The following is a 24,103-nucleotide window of genomic DNA, read 5'->3' on the forward strand; positions in this document are numbered from 1 at the left end:
TTCGCTTCTTCTTTTTTAATTACATTGTTATTACCAACCGCTTCCCCGTAGGAATAGTGGCATTCCATACGGTTTCAATATCTTTTAATTCAGCCGTTATGGTCGCCAGTTTTAGCTTGCCTTTTGCTGCCTGTTGAAATAAGTCTGGTAATACCTTAGAATAAAGCTCCTGCATAGCCTGGGGAGAAAGGCTTCCGATGCCCGAACCAAGTATTTCAATACCTGAACTCCGCAGAGCCGCGGAAGTTAACAGAATATTTTCTCCTGCCATACTGCCAACAGTAATAATGCGGGTACGATGGGAAACCTGATTGAGTCCACCGCCCTTCAAACCATCTATCAGCAATTCAACCGGATGGCCCCATAGGTAATCAATAACAATATCGATAGGACTTTCCTGGTTCAGGGCTTTAAACTGAGCCCGTATATAGTCATCATCCTGTTCCAGCGAAATTACCTGATCTGCACCCAGCTTTTTTAAAGCCTGCAGTGCATTATCATTTCGGCCGGTAGCAATAACTTTACCGGCACCATAGTATTTGGCAATCTGAACAGCCGCATGACCCGTAACACCAGTTGCGCCATTTACCAGTACCACCTCATTCCTTTGCAAATTGGCCCTGTATTTTAATGCCAGTGCAGAGCCCATAATAGCATTAGGAAGTGCTGCGGCAGTGATGGAATCGAGCCCTTCGGGAATTACCACATACTGATTTTTATTGATTACCGCCTTTTCAGCAATCATACCCCTGCTGCTACTCGCATAAACGCGGGTACCGTCTGCTAACCTGCCTATGCCGTCGATTCCGACTACTTCGGGAAGGTTTTTATGAGGTGCATAATGAGCCCCGCTGGCCCTGCCTTTATCAAGATTTTTGACAGCAGCTGCTTCCATGGTAATTACAATATCATTATCAGCTACCGGGGTTGGGTCTGGATACGTTTCATAGCGAGGTGTTTCACCTAAAGCATGTAATACTGCTGCTTTCATAGACAAGCATTTTTTTACTAACAAATGTAGAAAACCTTTGTTTGGGTTAGAATTTCATATTTTTTTAAGACTACTGACATAGGGCTGTCACAACCCTATCTTTTCTTTGTGATACAAAAACAAAATAAGATGTCACAAATTGAAATGTTACTCAAAGAATTCGAGAAAGAAGCTGTTACCACCAAAAAGATGCTGGCACTGATTCCCGAAGACCAATACGATTGGAAACCTCACGCTAAAAGTGGATCTCTTATCTGGCTATCCAAACACCTGGCAGAATTACCAGCCTGGGTAAAAATGGCGCTTATCACCAATGAACACGATTTTCAGAAGAACCCATACACTTTGCCGGATATTAAAAACAATGGTGAACTTCTGGCTTTCTTTGATTCCAACTTTGAAAAAAGTAAGCAGGAATTACTGCAGGCAAATGATGACCAATTAAAGGATATGTGGACATTAAGAAGTGGTGAAATTATCCATAACCATTCTACGAAAGCTGAAGTTATCAGAATGAGCTATTGCCAGACCGTACACCACCGGGCGCAACTAGGCGTGTATTTAAGGCTGCTGGATATTCCAATTCCAGGTAGTTATGGTCCGAGTGCCGATGAACATTAATTTTAGTATATATCTAAAACGAATAGCGCAACTTTGTGCTATTCGTTTTATTCATTTTTTGTTAGTCCTTTTTTTGTTGATTGAATTCATTTATCTTCGTCTCTTCCCCCAATATTTAATTTAGAGATGCATATTCAACTGAAGCTTAGAGCCATTAGCAAGAGTAATCTTTTACCAATTAATTATCAGTATCCAATTAGCGCTGTTATTTACAAAATAATAAACAGTGCGGATGAAGAATACGCCAAATTCTTGCATGATACGGGTTATCAGAAAGAGCAATCTTTAAAATCGTTTAAATTTTTTACATTCTCGGATCTCATCTGTTCCTTTAAAATAGAAGGTGATCGCTTAAGAATGACCAGCCCCGAAGCCAAATTAAATTTAGCTTTTCATTTACCCCCGGCTGCTGAGAAGTTTATCTCCGGATTATTTCTTAATCAGTATATCACAATTTCAGATAAACGTAGTGGCGTAGACTTTGTAATCTCCGAAGTAATATTACAGAAACCTCTACCCCTACACGAAGAAAATAATGAGGTAGTGTTAAACCTTCTCTCTCCCATCGTTTCGGGCAGAAAGGAAAAATATTCACATTATGAATTCCTCTCTCCAGACAATCCCGAATTTACCGCAATGCTAATTCACAACTGGAAAGAAAAATACGAAACCATGTATGGTCTCGGATCTGCAGCCAGCGATATGGCTTCCGTTAGCATGGAAATTGTTCCCAATAAACTCCCTCCCCGCTCCCGTTTACTCACGATTAAACAAGGTACTTACGAGGAAACAAAAGTAAGGGCATGGTATAACTACCGATTAAAGGTGACTGCACCAGGAAAAGCTTTGGAATTGCTGGTGAATACAGGATGTGGGATTTATAATAGTACGATTGGGTGTGGTTTTGTGTATATGTAAGGAAAGGCTTTATGGTGGGTTAAAGGTATTGTCAGTAACCTTTGCCACAAAGTCATTCCCTAAGCTTATATATATTCATTATATTGAAACTGTATGTAGGTTTTTCAGTTTATTATTTATTTCACGTATTAAAATTCATGTGAGGAAAAATAGGTTTAGCCATTATTCCAAAAGCTATATTTGGGAAGTGGTAACTTTTACTGTAGCGATAATTAATTAACAATTTAAACATGACATTGTATAATCCCTGGTTAACCTCAATAACCGGCGATCCCTATTCCGACATTGGAGGATTAGTAATAAAGCCCCTTTGGAGTTTACCACAATTTAGAGATAAAGACATCCTATATATAGTTGACTACATATCCAAAGTCTATGTAAACAACTGGGGAGCCAAACGAAGTCAATGCCCTAATTTCCTTTCTGAACTCCCTATGTTACACAGTTTGTTTGGATATGATCTATCATACACAACTTAATCCAACAATCAGTTTTCTTCATGAACCCGGATTCAGACATTATTCTTTAGCGTTAGATATTTCTGAGATATTTAAACCAATATTAGTTGATAGATTAATTTTCAATCTACTTAACAAGAAAATTATTCAATCTGATGATTTTGATTCTCACCTCAATGGTTGTATTTTAAAAGATAATGCCAGAAAAAAAATTATTAAGTATTGGGATGAAAGATTACATGAAACCTTCAATCACAGGAGTCTTAAAAGGAACATTAGTTATAAATATTTAATCCGGTTGGAATGCTATAAATTAATTAAACATATTCTTGATATAGAAGAATATAAACCTTTTAAATCCTGGTGGTGATGTATGTTATACTTGTATATGATATCTCAGAAAAGAAAGTAGGCAAAATGCTTAAGCTATGCCGGCAATATCTCAACTGGATACAAAATAGTGTATTCGAAGGTGAAATATCTGAAGTAAAGCTGAAAGAATTAATAAATTTAGCTAAAGAAATTTTGGACGAAAAAAAGGATAGTATTATTATCTTCAGTAGCCGACAGGAAAAATGGCTCGATAAAAAGATTGTAGGCATAGAGAAAAATGACCTCTCAAATATTCTGTAGGCGTCGACCTCCTGGAATTCTATAATAAAAAACCCGTTTTGCCGCATAAAAACACATAAGTAACTGATTATCATTAGTCGTCGATCTCCAGGGTAAATCCGGTTATTGGAGGTCGACGACTTAAAGTTGAAAAATGGGCACCTTAATTTTTTGTAAGTAATTGATAATTGTGTTTTTTTATATTAAATAGAGGCGGGTGCTAATCGAATCATTATGAGATTGAAATGAAAGACCTGTTGCAGTTATTTCGCCTCGAACTTTTGTGCTAATCGAATCATTATGAGATTGAAATGAATCTGAAACAAGAAAATACCAACCTTGGGTATCAGTGCTAATCGAATCATTATGAGATTGAAATCTGGAAAAAGTCCTTAGTCTTTAGCCAAACAATTTCGGTGCTAATCGAATCATTATGAGATTGAAATTCATTTATCAGCTCACGGAATAGGCGAAACTTAACAAAGTGCTAATCGAATCATTATGAGATTGAAATAGAGTAAACTTGTTCACCAAGTTCATCGTAGAAATAGTGCTAATCGAATCATTATGAGATTGAAATTATCTACCGGAATAAAAGCATTAACTCATCGGTCGCGTGCTAATCGAATCATTATGAGATTGAAATGGTTCAACATTTAAAGTCAAGGAGCTACCGAGAAAGGTGCAAATCGAATCATTGTGAGATTGAAATAATGATCCCTTAAACTGGGAGCGTGCTGCAATTAAATGTGCTAATCGAATCATTATGAGATTGAAATAACATGGTGCCAATACGCCGGAATAGCTGGGGTAAAGTGCTAATCGAATCATTATGAGATTGAAATTTAATTGATGTTGAAATAATGCGATATGAATTACGGTGCTAATCGAATCATTATGAGATTGAAATATAAATGACACTGGATCTATTACCTGTTTACTATCGTGCTAATCGAATCATTATGAGATTGAAATAGGCTAAACTAAATACCTAAAGTTATTTGAATCTGGTGCTAATCGAATCATTATGAGATTGAAAGCGCAGTCCGGTTAAATCAACCCCCAAAATGCTTACAGTGCTAATCGAATCATTATGGGATTGAAATAACAGACACAAACAAGCATTACCCGCGCCATGAGGCGTATTAATCGGATCGTAATGAGATTATAATATTTAGGAGTGAGGCTCACAGCACCTGGGTTGACTGAATGTAAATCAAATCATAATGAGCTGAAAATCTATTATCAAACCATCCCTTCTCTAATGTGTTAAAATAAAAAAACTCATGCAGGCAACATTATACTTAATCCGCCATGGGCAATCGCAATGGAATCTTGAAAATAGATTTACTGGTTGGAAAGATATAGATCTTTCTCCTACAGGTGTAGAAGTAGCTATAAAAGCCGGCGATGAATTGAAGGGAGAAAAGATAGATATAGCGTTTACGAGTACTTTAATAAGAGCACAACATACGCTTGATATCGTACTAAAAGAGTGTGGGCTTGAAGATATCCCAGTTTTTAAAGATGCTGCGCTGAATGAGCGGGCATATGGAGACCTCGAAGGGTTGAATAAAGCTGAAACAGCGAAGAAATTTGGAGATGAGCAGGTACATATCTGGCGTAGATCCTTTGATGTAGCGCCCCCAGGTGGAGAAAGCCTGAAGGATACTTATAACAGGGTGATACCATATTTTGTAAATACTATACTTCCATATCTGAAAGATGGAAAGGATGTTTTGATAGTTGCTCATGGAAATAGTCTGAGGGCCTTAGAGATGTTTTTGGAGAAATTAAGTCCTGAAGAAATTGTGAAAAAAGAAATAGCAACTGGGGTGCCTACGGAATATCAGCTTGATGATCAATTCATTTCTTCTTTACACTTTGAACCAATAAAGTAATCCAATACCGGTCATCCTAATTTTTTAAATTTCAGATAGGGATTTACTATTTTCAGTTCAAACCACACGTTATGATTAACCTGAACCTAAAAGCCAACACAAATCATACTTTTGATGCAATTGTTATAGGATCTGGAATTAGTGGGGGTTGGGCTGCAAAAGAATTATGCGAGAAAGGATTGAAGGTATTAATGCTCGAAAGAGGAAAACAGTTAGAACATATAAAAGACTACACTACCGCCACCGCTGCCCCCTGGGAAACGCCATATAGGGGTGCAGTTACCAACGATCAGAAAAAAGATCATCCCTATCTGATCAGAGAGCGGGTATACTCCGAATTTAATGAGAACTATTGGATGAAAGATTCCGAAAGTCCTTACCTGGAAGAAAAACGGTTCGACTGGACCAGAGGCAACATCGTTGGCGGTAGATCCATCATGTGGGGAAGAGGTTCTCTAAGATTAAGTAACCTCGATTTTGAAGCTAATGCGAAAGAAGGAATTGGGATCGATTGGCCAATCAGATATGAAGATTTGGCTCCCTGGTATAGTCATGTCGAAGCATTTGCAGGAATCAGCGGGCAGGCAGAAGGACTTCCTCACCTACCAGACGGTGTATTTCAACCTCCAATGGAAATGAACTGTTTCGAGAAACAAGTCAAGACGCGATTAGAAGCAAAGTTTCCAGAAAGAAGAATGACCATTTTCCGCACGGCTAATCTTACTCAACCTATTGGCGATAGGGGTAAGTGCCAGTATCGCGATCGTTGCGCAAGAGGTTGCCCTTTTGGGGCATACTTCAGTACACAATCCTCTACCCTTCCGGCAGCAACTAAAACAGGCAACCTGACATTGGTTACTGATGCCATAGTAAATAGTATTATCTATGATGAAAATAAAGGGAAGGCAACGGGTGTAAGGGTGATCGATAAACATTCTAAAGAAATTACTGAGTTCTATGCCCGTATCATTTTCCTGAATGCATCTACATTAGGAAGTACCTTTATTTTGCTGAATTCTGTTTCAAATCGATTTCCAAACGGATTAGGGAACGATAGTGGTGTATTAGGTCACTACCTTATGGATCATCACTTTCATGCCGGTGCAAGTGGAAGCTCCGATGAGTTTCAGGATAAATATTTTTACGGTCAACGACCCGCCGGATTTTATATCCCCAGATTTAGAAATATTGGGAAGGATAAACGTTCTTACTTAAGAGGCTTTGGATATACAGGGTATAGTAGCAGATCTGGCTGGGCCAGAGGTATTGCCGAATTAGGAATTGGTAATACATTTAAGGATTATTTGTCTGAACCCGGAAATTGGCAAATGGGATTGATGGGATTTGGAGAATGTCTCCCATATGAAGATAACAGAGTTACATTGGATAACAGCATAAAGGATGCCTGGGGCCAGCCAGTACTGAAATTTAATGTAGATTTCAGGGAGAATGAAAAACAAATGCGTAAGGATATGGACCAGGATGCAGTAGAAATGCTGGAAGCAGCCGGACTTAAAAACGTTACTCCATTTAATCGCGACTCCTACCCCGGAATGGCCATTCACGAAATGGGAACAGCCCGAATGGGAAAAGATCCGAAAACTTCCGTACTTAATAAATGGAATCAGGTGCATGCCGCGAAAAATATATTCGTTACCGATGGCGCCTGTATGACTTCTTCTGCTTGTCAAAACCCTTCCCTTACTTATATGGCTTTAACTGCCAGGGCAGCAAATTATGCGGTAGAAGAACTTAAAAAACAAAATCTCTAAGTAAACATTATTCTAAATTGCAACCAAAAGAACTGCTTGCCGACCTATTATCTGAAATAAACGACTCTTATACTAATATCAATCTAAATTCAAAACCAGAATACATTTTAGTTGAAGATACTTTATCTTATAAGATTTTCAAATCTGGAGCCCTTTTACATTTGCTCGAAAATTCTACCAATGATATTTCAGCTTTAAACATAATTGCTGAATATTTAAGAATGAGAGGTAGTTTCTATAATGTCTATCCTGAGAGTTCAGCTATTCTTGAACTAATGCTGAGTACTGGGATTCAACTTGCAAATCATTATATTCTCGATCCTAATGACAGCTTAACACCATATCTGACAACACTTTACGACATTATTTTTCATCAGATCAGGTTCGAAGAGTATTCTCTTAATGTTAGAAAATTATTCTTTCAGTTAAATATCCTGATTCTCGATATTGAACTTTTACAATATAAAAATACCAGAGTATACTCTGGACGTATGTTCTTTCTTTCAACAACAAATTTTGAATATAAATCTTATAAGGAAGAATTTCTAGTATTATACAACAAGTATTTATTGATTGAAAACCTGGATACTAAGCAAGTTATCAGGAAGAATGGCAAGAAGACTATGAATGGATTATTAATGAATTAGACTGATCAAGAAATAGATTTCTGATTAGCTGCAGTTATTAATGGCTTAAGATTGTTTTGACTACAGGCCTCCAACTTTTCAGTCTCCATTTACTTAGACGGAAAATGATAATGAACCTGGTCTGCCTAATGGCAAACCAGATTCATTATATACTGGTTTATAAGAGGTAACCAGATCAATATCGGCAAATTATTTTAGGGCAAATCTATATGCCAATAAGACACTTCCATATATTGATTTGTAAAATATCGGTGCTCAATATGATTTGTAAAATGATATCATCTAGATTTATTATTTTAAAGGGCCTCAATCCCTCTTATATGAATTACCAAACCTATTATGTAAAAAACGTAGAAGAAGCTATAGAGCTAGCCCAGAAGTTCAAGGAAGAAGGAAAATATGATCATTTTAGAGGACAAACACATGAATGGCCCCCACATTCTTCAGCACTTAGAAATCTTAATAATCCTAAAAAAAGGAACTCAAATTTACTTCGAATTATCGAGCTGCGTAGATGGATGGCTGGAATTGAGCAACTAAGATATTTGCTGGAAGATGAACATATTGATGAATTTTTTGCTATTTGTCAACATTACGGTCTTTCAACCAATTTTATTGACTTTTCAACTATGCCAGCTGTCGCAGGTTTTTTTTCTGCAGACAACTATAAAGAGCAACCAAGTATGAATTGTTGTATATATTGTCTGGATAGTAATGATCTAAAAATTTTCGCTAGTAATATGGAAATAGTTGTCAAAAATTCAGATTTGGAACAGAATAGGCAAGGCACAATTCTTAGATTAATAGAAATTAATGTCGACAATCTATGGAGATTACAATCACAGCATGGTGTTTTCCTTTACTGTAATTATAATTGGGAAATAGATTATCCTATGGATAGAATTCTATTTCCTTACACTGGTAATCCGATCTATCCACCCAAAGATATTATCTATCCATACCAAAAAAGCCCCCTCGAATATCTGTTGGATCACTACTTTAGGATGGAAAAAGATAATTCTAATTTCACACACTTAAGGCAAATAATAGAAAAAAGGCAAAATACCAAATTCGAGTGGGAGTTTATTCCACATAGTGATATACCAAAGGGATTCATCGCAGAAGTTTTTCTACCAGAACTCAAAGAACACCCAAGCTGGAACGATGAACCTGCTGCACCATGGAAAAATTATTCCATTGAAATTTTTGATCAAACAATTGGTGAAGCTGTGGAAATAAATTTTGAAGGTAAACTGGCGCCAGGTTCGATGTGTGACATACTCTATTATTATGTAAAACATGCACTGGAAACGAGGTTAGATCTTCGCAAAAAAAGCATCAACTGGAAACTTACTCATTTACCGTCCAATATTGATCAATTAAAGTTGTTCAGAAATCTTACATGGGCTTGGGACGGAATGCGGCGATTGCCATATTCTGCTGGAGAAATAGCTGGTGCATTGAGTAATATCCTTCTACTAATGGCACATAATGCTGAAACTATGGATCCGCAAGAGCAATCCGCATTAGAAGAGGAGCTGTTTGAAAAAGCTATTAAAATTGAGTTTGCTTACAATGATCAAGTATCTTCTCAGGCTTTAATTCATCAAACAGCCCTGAAAGATGCCTTACGTTCAGATATCAAAAAGCTACTCGTTCCTGATCAAAGGTTTCGCTTAAACGATATGGATTTATTATTGATATGCGTAAACAACCCTCGCTACATATTTGAATTTCCAAAATTTAAAGCATTATTCGGTCGGTTTATCATTCCCTGGCAATTCATATTATTCCGGCAACCTGTTTTTTTTGATTGCTACCATTTGAGTGTTTTTGGACTAAAATAGTTATCCTTAGAGAACTTTCTTATTGTCGATCAACTAATCCGACATCTAAAATTTTTACATCAAGAATTTGTTTAAAACAAAAAGCGATACAAAATTCAAGATGAATTTAATATCGCTTTCTGAAGCATACCCATATAACTATTAACTTCATCTTCGTATAATACTAATAGTTCCTGTTATCTACACTTTACCGCCAGCCTAATCCTGGGGCCACATGCTCTAAAATTGAGGACAATACATGCACATTGTACTCAACTCCCAATGTATTGGGTATAGTCAGAAGAAGAGTATCTGCTTCCTGAATCGCTTCATCTTCCGCTAATTCTTTTATGAGCTTATCTGGTTCTGCTGCATAACTTCTACCGAAAATTGCACGTTTATCAGGTTCAATCATTCCGAATTTATCGCCACTTCTTCCTTCCTGACCAAAATAATAGCGATCCTGGTCATTTACCAGAGCGAAAATAGAACGACTCACAGAAACTCTCGGTTCGCGATTATGACCTGCTTTTTTCCAGGCTTCTTTGTACAATCTGATTTGTTCTGCCTGTTGTATATGGAAAGGCTTACCACTTTCATCATACTTTAATGTTGAGCTTTGCAGAAACATACCGTTTTCAGCAGCCCAAACAGCAGTAGCATTTGAAGCGGCACCCCACCAGATACGATCCCTCAATCCTTCTGAATACGGCTCCAAACGCAACAAACCAGGTGGATTCGGAAACATTGGATTAGGGTTAGGTTTAGCAAACCCAACACCTTTCAACTTATCCAGGAACTCCAGGGCTTTACGGCGGCCCATATCTGCATCTGTTTCCCCGGCAGCAGGCTCATATCCAAAGTAGCGCCAGCCATCGATCACCTGTTCAGGCGACCCTCTGCTAATTCCCAGTTGTAAACGCCCTTCCGAAATCAAATCCGCAGCACCGGCATCTTCTACCATATACATTGGATTTTCATAACGCATATCAATTACCCCCGTACCAATCTCTATTTTGCTTGTTTTGGCACCAATAGCCGAAAGCAATGGAAATGGAGAAGCCAACTGAGCTGCAAAATGATGAACTCGAAAATAGGCGCCATCTATACCAATTTCTTCAGCTGCAACCGCCAAATCAATAGATTGAAGCAGCGTATCACTGGCTGAGCGAGTTCTATAGGCCGGATGGTTAGACCAATGCCCGAACGACAAAAATCCTATCTTCTTCATAAATCTATTTTCAAAAAAATAATACCCAATATTATCCAATTTTCACTTGCTATACCAATTTCTTTTTTCGAGATTCTTTACCAAGGTATTGGCTGATTTTGCCAACTTCTTTAATTAATAAACATTCAATCAAAATCATTTTAGATAAGTTTGCGTATTATATAAATGAAAAAGTCTTCAGGTCAGATCTGAAGACTTCTTCATTTATGATTCAAAGAAAACAATTTTCAATAACTCATGGATGGTGCTTTTCTACCCAATCAGCAATTTCTTTGATCTTTGCATCTACTAACTCCTTAATTGGCTGAAAAGGAGTACCATCGAAATGTCTTGCTGATCTTCCTTCTCCGGTAGGACTAGTATGATCTACATCAATTGATTCTCTCCATAATTCTGCATGTTCTTTCCATTCTTCCTGGTCAACCAGGCTAGGCTCAGTGAACCAAACATTCCATGTTAGTATATTGTCCTTTTGTAACATATTGCCGGAGCACAGGTTGTGAAGATCCAGAACCAATTGGTTAAAGGTATCCACATATTCATTATTTGTCTTTACGATTGGCCCCATCTGCACTTCTACATTTCCTACTCCATATGCTTCATAGTGCTTTGCAAAATCAGGACTTTCAAATGTTGTTGTTTCCCCTTTTCGAACAGGAAAAATGCCCTGATTTGGATCTTGAGCTTTGTGAGTAGTAACTTTGATGGCATTTTTTTTATCTGAAGGAAAGGGTAGATTGCTTTGACTAAACTTATCCCATAACTTCTTAACGAATGGAGTTTGTTTAGCACTTGGACTAAACCAAACCTTACCTAAAACCATCATATCAGCAGCAAGATTATTCACTGTATCTGATTCATCAACCCAACCTCCCTGGCCCGTAACAGTTACTTCTACATTCATAGTACCTACGCCAGGAATGAAGGTACCTTGCTGAGGACAAATAATAGAATATACTCTTCCTGTGTTGTCATAACCTATTCTGGAAATATCCGGAGAAAACATCACAAAACATCTATCAGGATTAGAAGCCCCTTTTTGGGCCTCCCAACTAAATTCCGGCCATTGTACTTTTTGTTGTCGTTTAAGCAATGAGATGTTATCCATATTATCTAGCATTGGCAACGATGATAAGTCTGGATTTGGATAGGCAAATGCAGAATTTGATTGTGCGAATCCACCTTCCCATCCTGGAGGAATGTTCGAATACTTTTTAGAAGTCATAAAACTTTTAAATTTTCCTTTTAGAGTTATAAAATAGCTCTATCCATTTTGGAAGAACTGTGAACAAAAATCTTAACATTAAGTAGTGATTATGAATCACTTATTCCACTAATTAATTATCAAAATATTTGCTAGCCTAATACAAAATCAAGCTTGATATTGTTCTGTAACTTTTAAAAAAGATTGAATTATTTTTATTAAATTTTCTATAATTCCTAATAGTAATAGAGTAAAAAAATAACCCGGAGGTAAATACAGTTAATTCTTTACTTGTTACCATAAATCACTGGTCGTTTTTAAATCGTTTTCATAAATATGAAATGAAAAATTCTACAGCATAGGATTACTCTAAATATCAGGGTTAGGCGAAGTTGTATCTTTAATAATTTTTCATTTATTTTTATATAAAATACGGAATATTAATATTGAGCAACAAATCCCGACTTATGAAATACATATTTAGCTTCCTATTCCTTTTCTGCGTGACTACTGCTTTAGGGCAAACTTCATTTCCTGCAGGTTTTAAATTAATAAAAGGTGATAATCCCATGGGAGATCATGATAGGTACTCTAATGGAAAATATGTTTTTCAATCGCATCTATATTGGAGATCCTATGATGACTATACGTGGAATGATGAGAAATATAAGCAATACGTTGCTGAAGGACTTGGATATCCATTTTATCAAACAAAAGATAGTCTTTTGTGGGGAACAGGTAAAACAACTGATGGCCTATACTCCTATTCAGTTGTAGATTATAATGGAGAGGTATATGAACTTTTTTCTCAATACAACGATGCTGATTTCTCTAAGTATTCCAAATGGCTGATTTCTTCCATTAGAGAATATCGAAAGCAAGGAAAGGTGTTTATATTTCCTAGAAGGTTCTTAAAATAAAACCAAACCAGATTCCGGAGTCAAATATTTGTTTTGAGTTTATATTATTTCAACTTAAAAATGCCTTCAACCATAATGATTTGAAGGCATTTTTAGTTTCTGTTGATAATCAAATATTTTGACCAGTTTTACAGATCATTTAATAATTAGTTCTGCTTTTCATAATCAAAAGCCCTCATCATAGCGATTAATTTTTCCTCTGCTTTTATAAGCGCATCTGCACTTTCATTTACATCTGCTATATAACCTGCGCAAGGCAAGGTAACAAACAAATCAGCACCAGCTGTTTCATCAAGGACAGGCTTGGCCTTAAGATCATCACCATCGTCTGTAAGTTTGGCTCGAATCGTTCCGGCAATAGTACTTGCATTATCACTAATGGCAACTGCCAATGTTTCCATTAAACTGAAAGTTCTTGCCTGGTTTGAGGTAATTCTCCAATGTAATAATGACTTTGCCAGTGCGGGGATGATCTTCGTCCTTTCATTATTAGGCAGAACCAAACATTTACCAAAAGTATTTTCACTCTCGATCCATCCTTTAGCCTTTAATTCTTCAATTTTTTCTTTACTTAATTCTGGTTCATGTTGATTGGTAGAAACTGAAAAAAGTGTTCTTAGGTCAATGGCTACATCGTGCACAAAAAGTCCGTTGGCCCTCCGGTTTTCTGGGATCCAGTGACGCCTCGTAAGTGCGCGGCCATTAGTTGTTAGAAAAGTCTCTATCTCTTCTTCTGTCAACAGCTTATCGCTACCAGCTACACGCACATTCACTGGATTATTGTTAGGACGATTGCTTCTGTCGAATGTCAAGTTTTCAGATGTTGTACCTGATAGAAGTGGGTGCAAAGGACGCATTGCTGATATAGACAACGGACTACGCCTTTTTAAAGTAGCCCCATCCCCGGCACGCATCCACCCACCAATAAGTTGATCTACATAATTAGGATCGCAAGGTGACCAGATTTCTTTATTCTCCAACTGCTTATCTTTAGTTATCTGATAATTATAGGTTACTGGCGCCATAGGAACATTCAGCTTGGAGGTAAGCTCTTCCAACATGGAACGTTTTACCTGCTGGCCGCTGGAATATGGGCAGTATCGTCTAAACATCGGATTATAGTAAGTCTTTTGACCATCCTGTACACCAAAAACTGTATGTTCAGCATGTTTCAATGCTCTCAAAAAAATGTAGGGGTTCATTTGTTGTATTTTTTATTTTGTGATGAATGCATAATGCAAACGAATAAGTGTTAGAAAGTATGGTACATTATCTTTAGGCATCATATGGATAAGTTGGGCAATTTCATGCATCGATTCCCCAGCATTGTCCTTTACTAATGGAATAAGATGATCCAAAAACTGTTTTTGACTAATGGCACTAAGAACTTCTTTAACCTGGTTTGTCTTGTCCATTTTGCCTTTAGTGCTGCTGAGTGCATACACTGAGAGGGATGCCGCAAACTGTTGTGCGCGTTCCCACAGTTGTTCATTGTTAAGCATTGCTAATGTCCAAATTAAGTATGATTGAAAATTCAATTTCTTTTCCTCGTCTTTCTCTTTAAAAACAGGGAGCTTACCTTCAATAAAATCCTGCAATCCCTTGGGCTGCATTGCATTTACACCGATAGAACCAAATTGGCATGCTTTCAAAAAACCAAATGCAGTAGCAAATAGTTTTTCTACCTGTATGACATCACTGGTGCCAAAGTATTTTTCGTAAAGATCTACCGGTCTTTTAATGTGTGGCAGGCGGAAAGGAATAAAACCTACAGTAGTATTGGTTTGTCCGAGGTTATATACATAACCGGTCAGCTGTGAATCAGGGAAGGTACGCGCAACTCCTATTAATACCATTGTCCACGACTGGGTAGCTACCTCGAGCCCACCATCCTTTGCTACACTTATTCCGTTGAACATTGCAGTAGGATCTTCAGGATCAAAAACACGTTTATCATAACGATGTGCCAACCATTGTCCGTTCCAGGTATTAATTTGGTTAGCTCTTAACTTTGGGGTTTTATTTAAGTATGCACGATAAACCTTCCAGCCATCATATATATCCAGAAGCAATTTAGGCTTATCGAAGAAGATAGATAAACCACCCTGGATACCGATTCCCAATCCACTGCCTATCCATGATAAATAAACATCTTCTTCCTTATAAGGTATTTTCATACTAGAAATTTGCCCTGATGTTGTTGCTGTGATATCCAGAGATGGGAAGCCTATTGCAATACTAGCATCAGCTGTGGTATTTGATATTTTATCTATAAGTACATCTAATTTCCGCCGTCGCTCAACTGCCGAAGGAGGTGATCCTTTCTTGATACCCTGAACCAATGGTGAATTAGTAACCCATTGCATGTATTTTTCCTCATCAAAGAATAATGGAAAATATTCTTCTATGAAAAATTCTTTTGCATTGTAGGTCTTTTCGTATTTCTCATTAAATGATTTCAGGAATGTCTTCCCAATATTAACTGCTATCATGGGGAGCAACGTTTAAAGGAGTTTAAAAACTATTGTACACTCTCTAGCTTTAAAGAAGCGGCGATAAGGCCCTCATCCACATCGTATGCTCCATCCGGAATAACAAAGGGATGATTACCTATCTTTAACTGTGGAAAATTTTTAAATGACAAGATTTTATAAGAAACAGGTATTTCCATGTCTAGCCTGATAGCATTGTCTGCCAATTCATATAATTTAACGTCCGACTCTATAATACAAGGAACTGTATCTATATCCAGTTTATCCAACAGGGCCGACTTTGGAGCATGATACAATTCCCTTATACGCCATTTTCCTGCCACAAAAGCTGCATTCAAATCAATGTTTGGGGCTTCAATTTCGGGGTATACCTTATCTATTAACTCCTGCAATTTCCTTTCCTGCAATAGCTCACCTTCAGGTAATAGGTCATATGTTCTTCGTAATACCTCTAACTTATATGGTCTTGCATCCCTGTTGTTTTTAGGTGGTGGTAACACATATATATCTTTATATTTTCCTATTGTATGAGCATTTCTGATTCTGTTGATTCGACCAAATCTCTGAATTAATGCATCAATAGGCGCAACATCAGTAATCATCAGGTCGAAGCTAATATCAAGACTTACTTCCACTACCTGTGTAGCAACTACCCAGCAAGGCTTTTCCTTCCTATTAAAATCATTTTGGAGTAGTCTTTCTAATGCTCTTCTGGATGACCTCTTAAATCTGCTATGGATAAGCATCTTATCTACATTTAAATTCTCCTTATTTAACCATCTGTAAAGCTTTTGTGCACGTTCTACCGTGTTGACTACTATTAAAATTTTCAATCCATCCTTAATAGCATCCCTGATAGTTGGCCCGAGGTCTTCTATTTTTTCTGCTTTATGAATGATATGTCGGTCGAATGTATCCAGCACATTGTCGGGTAGTGACACATCATACACTTGTTCCTTTCCACCCATAATCTGTAACAGATGATTATATAATGCTGTGGGCATGGTTGCAGTACCAATATGTATTCTGCAATTCAAGGAATAAAGTATTTCTACAATTTTCAATACTAAGGCCTGCGCATCTTCTGAATAGGTATGAATTTCATCCAAAATCACATCACAACCAGCAAGATCTGTGATTAATGCTTCATAGCCTTTTGTTGCATAAACAAGCGAAGCAAGTTGGTAAGGGGTAAGAATTTTTATTGAAGCGCCTATATGACGTTGCAATACTTTTTCCTTCAGACTCTCTCCATTTCCCTGGAGCAAGGAAGCTGCATGCAATAGATGAATCTCTGCATCTGTATCCATTAAATCCTTTTTAATTCTTTCATACATGGCATTGATAGAAGCCTGAAAGGGGAGGATATAAAATATACGTCCGGTACACCGTTTGAGGAGAAAATAAGTTTTGCCTGTTCCAGTACCGGCCTTTAGCAACGTATGCTTTCGAGGATCGTTACCTGGAATAAAAGATAATGGATACCATATACTTTGTTGATTATAAAAATTTAGATCCGGAGTGATAAATAATTTTGGAAGGATGTCACCTACTTCGCTTTCCATATCTGATGCCAGATGGTCAGCCGCCATTAATAATCCTTTCCATTTGGAATAACCAATTCTTTTTACTTCACAATAAGACACTGCCGCTTCAAAGCTTTTCCTTGCTACTTCTTTCGTAATAGGATTTACTTTTAACCCCAAGTGATGTAAAATCTCTAATGCATTCGGCATCCAGATATCAAATCCAACAGCATGTACTTCAAAACAATCTCGTAATCTGTCGTTCAAATCCAATAAACCCATTTCGCCTATATCTTTAAAAATAGACTTATGGTGCGCTACCACCATTTCTATTACAGCTGGTCGATCCTGTTCATCTACCAACGATAAGAAAAACAGTGAGGCAATTTCATGTCGAAATACCATTCCAGGTGGCCGTCTGAAATTCACGTCAAGTGTCTTCTGAAATTGGGTACTCGCCTTGCCAATATCATGAAGTATTGCACCGATATATGCTATTCGCTCGTCGAGGCCCCCATTCCTGGCTATTTTCATAGCTATGGAGGCTACATCCTGCAGATGGCGAAGTAATTTGACATTTCGGCGTTTCGATTTTTTGGCTAATAAATGGAGGAAGGACATTCTTTCTTATTATTCACAGGGTTACCGGTAATTTCGAGTCGGCCGTACATTGGGGTTGCATTGTCGAACCTATGAAACCCCGTTATAAATGAATCCTCGGCTTCACCAAATCGCAATTCAAATCCTTCTAATTCGTTAAAGGCATTTTCATCCATTGCTACAACTTCAGGGTCAGGCAAGAGAATGTCTTCATTCCGACAAACACAAATGTGTTGCTTAATGGCAATTTCGGCAGAATCCTTATCAATAAATGCTAAGAGCAATTCAGGGTCAATCAACAATCCTCTTTCTAATACAGCTCTATTTCTGATCATCAACGATTGTTGCTTTTTATACTCCCATCCCCTGGTTTGGGTGACTTCCTTCTGCAAACTAATCATTGTATAAATAATCTTATACCTGGCTATTTTCTGTAGCCCTTTTTGGGATAATGTTTCAGGGAATAATTTCTTCTCAATTCCTTCCAATGTTGAAGCAGTTAAAAACTGCTGACTGAAGGTCGTCTCATCACGAACAGCCGTAAAAGGTTTGATAAAACCGAAGGGACCTCTAAATTTAGCGACGTATAGAACGCACATAATGAAAATTGTTTATGGGGAACATATTTTTAACTATGATTAGGAATCATAATTAAGATCATTTATCATTTTCATTATTACATACGACAAACCAATGTTAATAGTCTTTTACAAAAGAATATTTTTTAAAAAAATTACTCATTACTATATTAACTTCGCTAACGGATGGATTAGCGGAATTGAAAAATGTTCATAGTCTTTTATATTAATCGTACCCTCAATCCATCATCATGTCAATGCTTCCAAAACTAATCCATACTAGTATTTCCAACACCAGTATAATGTGTTCACCATCACCTTTCTGATTGATAGTTAAATGATACATTTTAATGGAGGCATTGGAGTTATAATTAAATTCCCATATTTCAGGTCAGTTTATTGTGATAATATATTTCTAATTTCTTCAAGAAATTGTTATTAGAATGTTATTCAATTATTTAATCCTTTATTCCATTATATAAATGACTATTATTTCAAAAAAGGCCATATAATAATTAGTAGTTGGATACCTAACCTTTATTGCCATTCTCCTCCCCCCTCCTTTAGTGCGACCTTATTCTGTATCTGATGCGCCAATATCCCTTGATTTCAGATTAGAATCTTTGTTAAAGTGGTAGTTAAATAAAAATTGACCTACCATTACATCCGTACAATAGAAACCCACTAATTCCAAAGATCAGGTTTTGCTGATCACTACTTGATTTTCAATATTGATCATCCAGTAGGTGGCATTAGTATTAAACTGACTATTACATAATACTCCTTCAAATTTATTATTGATTAATTCCTTGTATAGCAAAACAGAAGGAAACAGTCTGATGAACAAAAAACGAGCATTTCTAACAAAGGAGAACATATTATGATCATCCTAGTTCCATGGCAGTGTTTAATTTTTCAATAATCCTTGCTTCTTCACTATGCCCATCAGTTGATAACCTAAGCAATGGAAGGCCTATTATTTCCAAGATATGATCTTTCTTATTGTCTCTTTCCTGCTGCAATTTATTGTCATGAAATGACACTCCATCTACCTCTATAGCCAAGACAGGAGTTTTGTCAATCTTGTTATATAACAAAAAATCAATTCTTGAATTATTTCTTATGAAGCGGATTTCATCTTCTGAAAATGGTTGAAAATCGCGAATAAGATCTATAAGCTTGTATTCCCTAACCATATCAATAGATGAGAATTGGGTATCTAATAATATATTTTCACTTAACAACTTGTGAATAATGATCTCTGCTGGAGATCCTTTCATATTCTTGTTAGATGAAAGAAACGAAATAAAGACTTGATTATATTCCTTGTATAAAAGATCAAAAACAGAACATATACGGCCTTGAACAATTGTTTCTCTCGGATCAGTGGTATAACATATGTAGCGTATCATATCACCGATGTTTGTTCCGTGAGGTAGTTCCATAGACGCCGATTTTACTACAATAAATTCTTTCACAGCTCTTGATACTGCCACATTTATCAGGTTAGGATTATCTATAAATGCTCCTATTTTGTTTTTAACTACATTAAATATAATCACCTCTTTCTCACGTCCTTGAAACTTATGTATAGTATCGGATTCTGTTCCAGAGGGCAACTGTTTTTGCAGTATAGCTACATGATTTCTGTATGGTGCAATAACACCAACTTTAGTAAAGTCTGCAGAATATTTCTCACGGATATACAAATCTGTTTCATCGATCTGTCGTTGATTGTGATTCCCTTTTTCTCCCGATATATTTGTTTCAATAATCCTAAACGGATGATTATACCCGGAAGTCATAATAGCCAGATTATTCTTGTAGTATTTCTTGTTACAGAATCCAATAATAAGAGGGTGGCATCTGTAATGTTCTTTTAGTAGTACCGACTTAATGTTAGCTCCATATAAGCTTTTTAGAGAGTCCAGAATATTCTTTCTAACATAGTCGTAAGCAGGGGAAATATTGTATTTAACCTGAAATTGCTCCGCAGTTGCTTTACTCTGTTCGTCTACGATATGGGTAAGCTGCATACTATCTCCCACTACAATTGCATTTCGGCAACAAGAGAAACAGGTGGTAGACTTAATAATATCTACCTGCGAAGCTTCATCTATAATCAGATAATCAAAAAGGTACCCTTTTGGAATGCTAGTGTGTAATGATAAAGTGGAACTCAGAATTACAGGATAACGTGTTGTAAATGCATCAAATTGCTTGCGATAATCTTCAACTTTAAATGTAACTTTATCTAACCTCCTATACTTTTCAAATAATACAGCATTGAATATTTTTTTAGAACCCTCAATAAAACTGTTAAGATTAGACTTTTCATTATTTGATGTCAACCAGTTTTTAATGTCCTGGATTTCTTTTTTTATTTTTGCTATATATGATTCATAGAATTTGTGATTTACAAAAATGGGCAACTCTTCAGTATACTGGCTAATAGTATTCAGGTCGAACAAGCCATATTGCAGAACAAACCGTAATTTATTGATGATCGACAACTTGTTTTCTATATCGATGATTGATAATAAGTTTTTAAATTTTAAGGCTCTGCCAGAAGTCCATTTGCGGTAAAATTTCTTGTCGAGTTTAGATTTTATACTCTGATTGAGTGGTTGTTCTGCTTTTATGTGTCTAAACTCTATTTCAGCATCTGATAACTCTGTTTTCAAAAAGGCTAATTTATTCTGGTAATGAAAACTTCCTGTGAGTATGTTATTCAGATTGAGAACTTTATTCTTTAGCTTTTTCAACTGTTTCTCCGAAATCTCGAAATCCTGATGTACTGTTTGTTCTTCGATATTGTCGAAAAAAGAGGTTTTGTTGTTGTTATTCCCAAGTGAAGCCACAATCATCTCATAACCACATTTCGATAACTTCTCCCGTACATTAAATACTGCAGAATTATTGTTCGATACAATTGCAACAGTTTTATTCTGTACAATTAGATTGGCTATAATATTTAGTATAGTTTGAGTTTTTCCTGTACCTGGCGGGCCTTCTACTATACTTATACTATTGCTGAGTGCAGTCTCAACTGCCAATTTTTGACTCTCATTACAGCCGAAAGGATAAATCAGCATCTCATTTAGAGAGCTCTTACAAGGATTAACTCCATCGATATAGCTAGACAGCACCGTTCTTGTATCTAATATATCGATATCATCAATAGCCTTGAGTAATATTTCGGTGCTTATTTGATTTGAAAATTTACGATCCGTCTCCTCAGGTTGAATATCAAATGCTATATCATTATTTTCTTTCAGTATCTTCCTAAAATAATTGAATACCGATTCTGTCTGTCCAACATTCTTTTTGGTATCACAGATTTCAATATTGGCATTGTTTTCAACCGGATAAGAATAATTATCTCTATTTCTAAAAATCAAGTAACGTCCATAATTATCAACCGTATTATATAACTTATTTAATTTGCCCTTCTCATATATGCGTACATTTTCTCGTCTTGATACAAGGGGATAATATTGTACTTTGTCAACTCCATAATTATAAGTTCTCCCATTTATAAATGTAATACGATATCCTTTATCAGTGCGGATAACCGTAGAAACATCACCTTTGTACTCAAATTTCAGGGATGCTTTATTTTTTAAGTACACTATGAATAAATGATTCATCAAACTTGTTTATTACATTCAGGATAGTTCCGATGTTACTAATTGAACCCTTAAGCCTGTCGCTCCTTGTATCATTAATCAATACTGTAGGATAATATAAAGAAAAATCTATTACTTACCACAGTTAGAGTTACCAAAATCTGAGTTTCTGTTTTTCGGAAATTTAAAATGGAAAATGTAGTAATAACAAAAAAGCTTCAAGCTTTCGATTGGGGCCATAGCTAGGCAGGAATTATATTTTCGGGAAATATGGTAACCAAAATCATTTTTACAAAGTCTTCCTAAAGAAAAATAGCCTCCAGATATTATCCGAAGGCCATTAATTATTTGCTAGGAGTCAGGGAGTCGAACCCCGGGATCTGTTACAGTCAACATCATTGAAACAATGGCTAAGAAAAGCTTAAAACAAAAAAGCCTTCGCATTATCTGCGAAGGCTTTTTTGTTTCTGCGGAGAGTCAGGGATTCGAACCCCGGGACCTGTTACAGTCAACAGTTTTCAAGACTGCCGCAATCGACCGCTCTGCCAACTCTCCAGTGGATTGCAAAAGTATAAAAGTGATTTCAAATAAAAAATTTTTTCTCACTTTTTTCTGTAAAAACCCACTATTTATGGCTTTGCGATCTACGGACCTAAGCGATTTACTTATTCCTGTCTATTGGTAAATGCTCGTCGGTATTGATTTCCATGCGATTTCGCTTTGATCCGTAGTTCGCAAAAATTTATTTCCAGCCACCGCCCAAAGAGCGATAAAGATCAACCATAGCGCTCAAACGCTGCCTGTCGATATCGGCCTGGGCTAATTCTGCCTGTAATGCCCTTCCCTGTGCAGTGATTACTTCCAGGTAATTTGCCATACCACTTTTAAACAGCATCTTTGATTGCTCTATTGCCAATTGGGCTGTTTGAACCTGCCTATGTGCTATCTCCTGCTGGATCTTTACTTTATCCAGCTTTACCAAAGCATCGCTTACCTCGCCAATCGCTAATAATGCAGATTGACGGAAAGAAATTACTGCTGATTCACGCTTAATTTTAGCTACTTCCAATTGAGTTTTCAAAGCTCTGCGCTGGAAGATAGGCTGAGTAAGACTTCCAGCGGCCGTTCCAAATAAGGAGGCTGGCATCGTAAACCAACTGCTGGCTTTAAATGCATTTAAACCACCATTAGCCGTAATAGATAAGGATGGGTACATATTGCCTTGTGCAACTCCCACTCTCGCATTCGCTGCCATCAGTGCCATTTCAGATGCCCTGACATCCGGGCGTCTGCTGATCATAGCTGCCGGAACCCCTGCTGGTAGCCAATCTGCCACCTGAAAATCGGCAAGTTGACTAGTCCTTGCAACCGGACCAGGTAATTCTCCCGTTAAAATACGAATCGCATTTTCCTGGATGGCAATACCTTGTTCCAGTTGTGGTACTAATAATTCCGCTGCCTGCCTTTGTGAAATAGCCTGTTGTACTCCTAACTCTGTAACCTCACCTGCGGTTTTTTGCAGCTGAATCATCTTCACAATGGTGTCGCTCAATGCCAGATTCTTTTTAGCAATCTGTAATTGATTATCTAACATCAACAAATTGAAATAACTGCTAGCCACAGCCGATACCAGACCTGTCTGAACCGCATGTTCTGCTTCATAAGTCGTCAGGTAATCTGCTTGTGCCGCCTCTTTTTGTCGACGTATTTTACCCCAGACATCCACCTCCCACGATAATCCGGCTCCCAGATTAAAATCTTCCAGGTGAACACCTAAATTATTGGCGGAGAGATTCACCCCTGTAAAACTGTTCTTCGATGGAAAATTGGTACTGGCCGATGCAACAGCATTTAAGGCTGGTAACCATGCAGCTTTTGCCTGGCGAAGATATGACTGCGCCTCTTCTACTCTTTTCACTGCCAACTGCAAATCATAATTTCCAGTAAGTGCTTTACCTATCAATTGTTGCAGCGTCGCATCTTTAAAAAACTCATTCCAGCTGATGGTAGCAATACTACTATCGGATGCCGTGGTATTGTTAAACTGTTCGGGCAGTGCTACCGGTGGTCGCTCGTAATTACGACCAACCCGGCAAGCAGCTAACCCTACAACTAAGGACAGTAACAATGAGAAATTAACTATATATCTTGTTTTCATTTGATCTCTTTAAAGAATA

Annotated in this window: 17 protein-coding genes, 1 tRNA gene, 1 pseudogene and 1 CRISPR repeat array; of the genes and pseudogenes, 9 read left to right on the forward strand and 10 right to left on the reverse strand. The window is 37.1% G+C overall.

Going from position 1 to position 24,103, the window contains the following annotated elements; genetic code table 11:
• Positions 1 to 19: 19 nt before the first annotated feature.
• Complete coding sequence (locus tag DVR12_RS18170; RefSeq protein WP_116977217.1) at positions 20 to 991, reverse strand: quinone oxidoreductase family protein; 972 nt, start codon at positions 989 to 991, stop codon at positions 20 to 22.
• Between the two features lie 129 nt (positions 992 to 1,120).
• On the opposite strand from DVR12_RS18170, the gene DVR12_RS18175 reads away from it, so the two are divergent.
• From DVR12_RS18175 to DVR12_RS18210, 8 genes and pseudogenes are all read left to right on the forward strand, one after another.
• On the forward strand, positions 1,121 to 1,612 hold the full coding sequence (locus DVR12_RS18175; RefSeq protein ID WP_116977218.1) for a DinB family protein: 492 nt from the start codon (positions 1,121 to 1,123) through the stop codon (positions 1,610 to 1,612).
• Between the two features lie 126 nt (positions 1,613 to 1,738).
• Positions 1,739 to 2,530 carry a CRISPR-associated endoribonuclease Cas6 gene (locus DVR12_RS18180; RefSeq protein ID WP_116977219.1) on the forward strand — a complete coding sequence of 264 codons (792 nt, stop codon included), beginning with the start codon at positions 1,739 to 1,741 and terminating at the stop codon, positions 2,528 to 2,530.
• 405 nt (positions 2,531 to 2,935) lie between these two features.
• A pseudogene (gene cas1 / locus DVR12_RS28155) lies at positions 2,936 to 3,358 on the forward strand (CRISPR-associated endonuclease Cas1); the annotation flags it as partial.
• Positions 3,358 to 3,621 carry a CRISPR-associated endonuclease Cas2 gene (gene cas2, locus DVR12_RS18190; RefSeq protein WP_116977221.1) on the forward strand — a complete coding sequence of 88 codons (264 nt, stop codon included), beginning with the start codon at positions 3,358 to 3,360 and terminating at the stop codon, positions 3,619 to 3,621. The pseudogene cas1 and the gene cas2, both read left to right, overlap by 1 nt.
• A 196-nt stretch (positions 3,622 to 3,817) precedes the next feature.
• Positions 3,818 to 4,706: direct repeats of the CRISPR family, unit length 30 nt; unit sequence GTGCTAATCGAATCATTATGAGATTGAAAT.
• A 180-nt stretch (positions 4,707 to 4,886) separates the two neighbouring features.
• The gene (locus DVR12_RS18195; RefSeq protein ID WP_116977222.1) at positions 4,887 to 5,501 is read left to right on the forward strand and encodes a 2,3-bisphosphoglycerate-dependent phosphoglycerate mutase; all 615 of its coding nucleotides are present in this window, start codon (positions 4,887 to 4,889) and stop codon (positions 5,499 to 5,501) included.
• Positions 5,502 to 5,572: 71 nt separating this feature from the next.
• Positions 5,573 to 7,273 (forward strand): GMC oxidoreductase, encoded by a 1,701-nt coding sequence (locus DVR12_RS18200; protein ID WP_116977223.1) that lies wholly within the window; start codon positions 5,573 to 5,575, stop codon positions 7,271 to 7,273.
• Positions 7,274 to 7,290: 17 nt separating this feature from the next.
• The gene (locus DVR12_RS18205) at positions 7,291 to 7,920 is read left to right on the forward strand and encodes a hypothetical protein (RefSeq protein ID WP_116977224.1); all 630 of its coding nucleotides are present in this window, start codon (positions 7,291 to 7,293) and stop codon (positions 7,918 to 7,920) included.
• A 320-nt stretch (positions 7,921 to 8,240) separates the two neighbouring features.
• A complete protein-coding gene (locus DVR12_RS18210; RefSeq protein WP_158563301.1) occupies positions 8,241 to 9,767 on the forward strand; it encodes an FRG domain-containing protein in 1,527 nt (508 codons plus the stop codon).
• Between the two features lie 187 nt (positions 9,768 to 9,954).
• On the opposite strand, the gene DVR12_RS18215 is transcribed toward DVR12_RS18210, so the two are convergent.
• Together DVR12_RS18215 and DVR12_RS18220 are read right to left on the reverse strand one after the other, a co-directional pair.
• Complete coding sequence (locus DVR12_RS18215) at positions 9,955 to 10,977, reverse strand: LLM class flavin-dependent oxidoreductase (RefSeq protein WP_116977226.1); 1,023 nt, start codon at positions 10,975 to 10,977, stop codon at positions 9,955 to 9,957.
• A 235-nt stretch (positions 10,978 to 11,212) separates the two neighbouring features.
• Positions 11,213 to 12,202, reverse strand: coding sequence for a hypothetical protein (locus DVR12_RS18220; RefSeq protein ID WP_116977227.1), 990 nt, complete (start codon positions 12,200 to 12,202; stop codon positions 11,213 to 11,215).
• A gap of 446 nt (positions 12,203 to 12,648) precedes the next feature.
• Between DVR12_RS18220 and DVR12_RS18225 the strand changes: the two genes are divergently transcribed.
• Positions 12,649 to 13,101 carry a hypothetical protein gene (locus DVR12_RS18225; RefSeq protein ID WP_116977228.1) on the forward strand — a complete coding sequence of 151 codons (453 nt, stop codon included), beginning with the start codon at positions 12,649 to 12,651 and terminating at the stop codon, positions 13,099 to 13,101.
• A 146-nt stretch (positions 13,102 to 13,247) separates the two neighbouring features.
• Here DVR12_RS18225 and DVR12_RS18230 read toward each other — a convergent pair whose 3' ends face one another.
• The 7 genes from DVR12_RS18230 to DVR12_RS18270 form a co-directional block, all read right to left on the reverse strand.
• Positions 13,248 to 14,303, reverse strand: coding sequence for a CRISPR-associated protein Cas7 (locus tag DVR12_RS18230; protein ID WP_116977229.1), 1,056 nt, complete (start codon positions 14,301 to 14,303; stop codon positions 13,248 to 13,250).
• Between the two features lie 12 nt (positions 14,304 to 14,315).
• Positions 14,316 to 15,593 (reverse strand): hypothetical protein, encoded by a 1,278-nt coding sequence (locus DVR12_RS18235; protein ID WP_116977230.1) that lies wholly within the window; start codon positions 15,591 to 15,593, stop codon positions 14,316 to 14,318.
• A gap of 29 nt (positions 15,594 to 15,622) precedes the next feature.
• A complete protein-coding gene (gene cas3, locus DVR12_RS18240) occupies positions 15,623 to 17,740 on the reverse strand; it encodes a CRISPR-associated helicase Cas3' (RefSeq protein WP_116977231.1) in 2,118 nt (705 codons plus the stop codon).
• Positions 17,719 to 18,318 (reverse strand): hypothetical protein, encoded by a 600-nt coding sequence (locus tag DVR12_RS18245; protein ID WP_116977232.1) that lies wholly within the window; start codon positions 18,316 to 18,318, stop codon positions 17,719 to 17,721. Before DVR12_RS18245 ends, cas3 begins: the two co-directional genes overlap by 22 nt.
• Positions 18,319 to 19,181: 863 nt before the next feature.
• Complete coding sequence (locus tag DVR12_RS18260; RefSeq protein WP_116977234.1) at positions 19,182 to 21,947, reverse strand: AAA domain-containing protein; 2,766 nt, start codon at positions 21,945 to 21,947, stop codon at positions 19,182 to 19,184.
• A 449-nt stretch (positions 21,948 to 22,396) separates the two neighbouring features.
• Positions 22,397 to 22,481 (reverse strand) — tRNA-Ser (locus tag DVR12_RS18265).
• 187 nt (positions 22,482 to 22,668) lie between these two features.
• On the reverse strand, positions 22,669 to 24,084 hold the full coding sequence (locus DVR12_RS18270; RefSeq protein ID WP_116977235.1) for an efflux transporter outer membrane subunit: 1,416 nt from the start codon (positions 24,082 to 24,084) through the stop codon (positions 22,669 to 22,671).
• Between the last annotated feature and the right edge of the window lie 19 nt (positions 24,085 to 24,103).

It is taken from the genome of Chitinophaga silvatica, from assembly GCF_003419895.1.
GTDB classification, from domain to species: Bacteria; Bacteroidota; Bacteroidia; order Chitinophagales; family Chitinophagaceae; genus Chitinophaga; species Chitinophaga silvatica.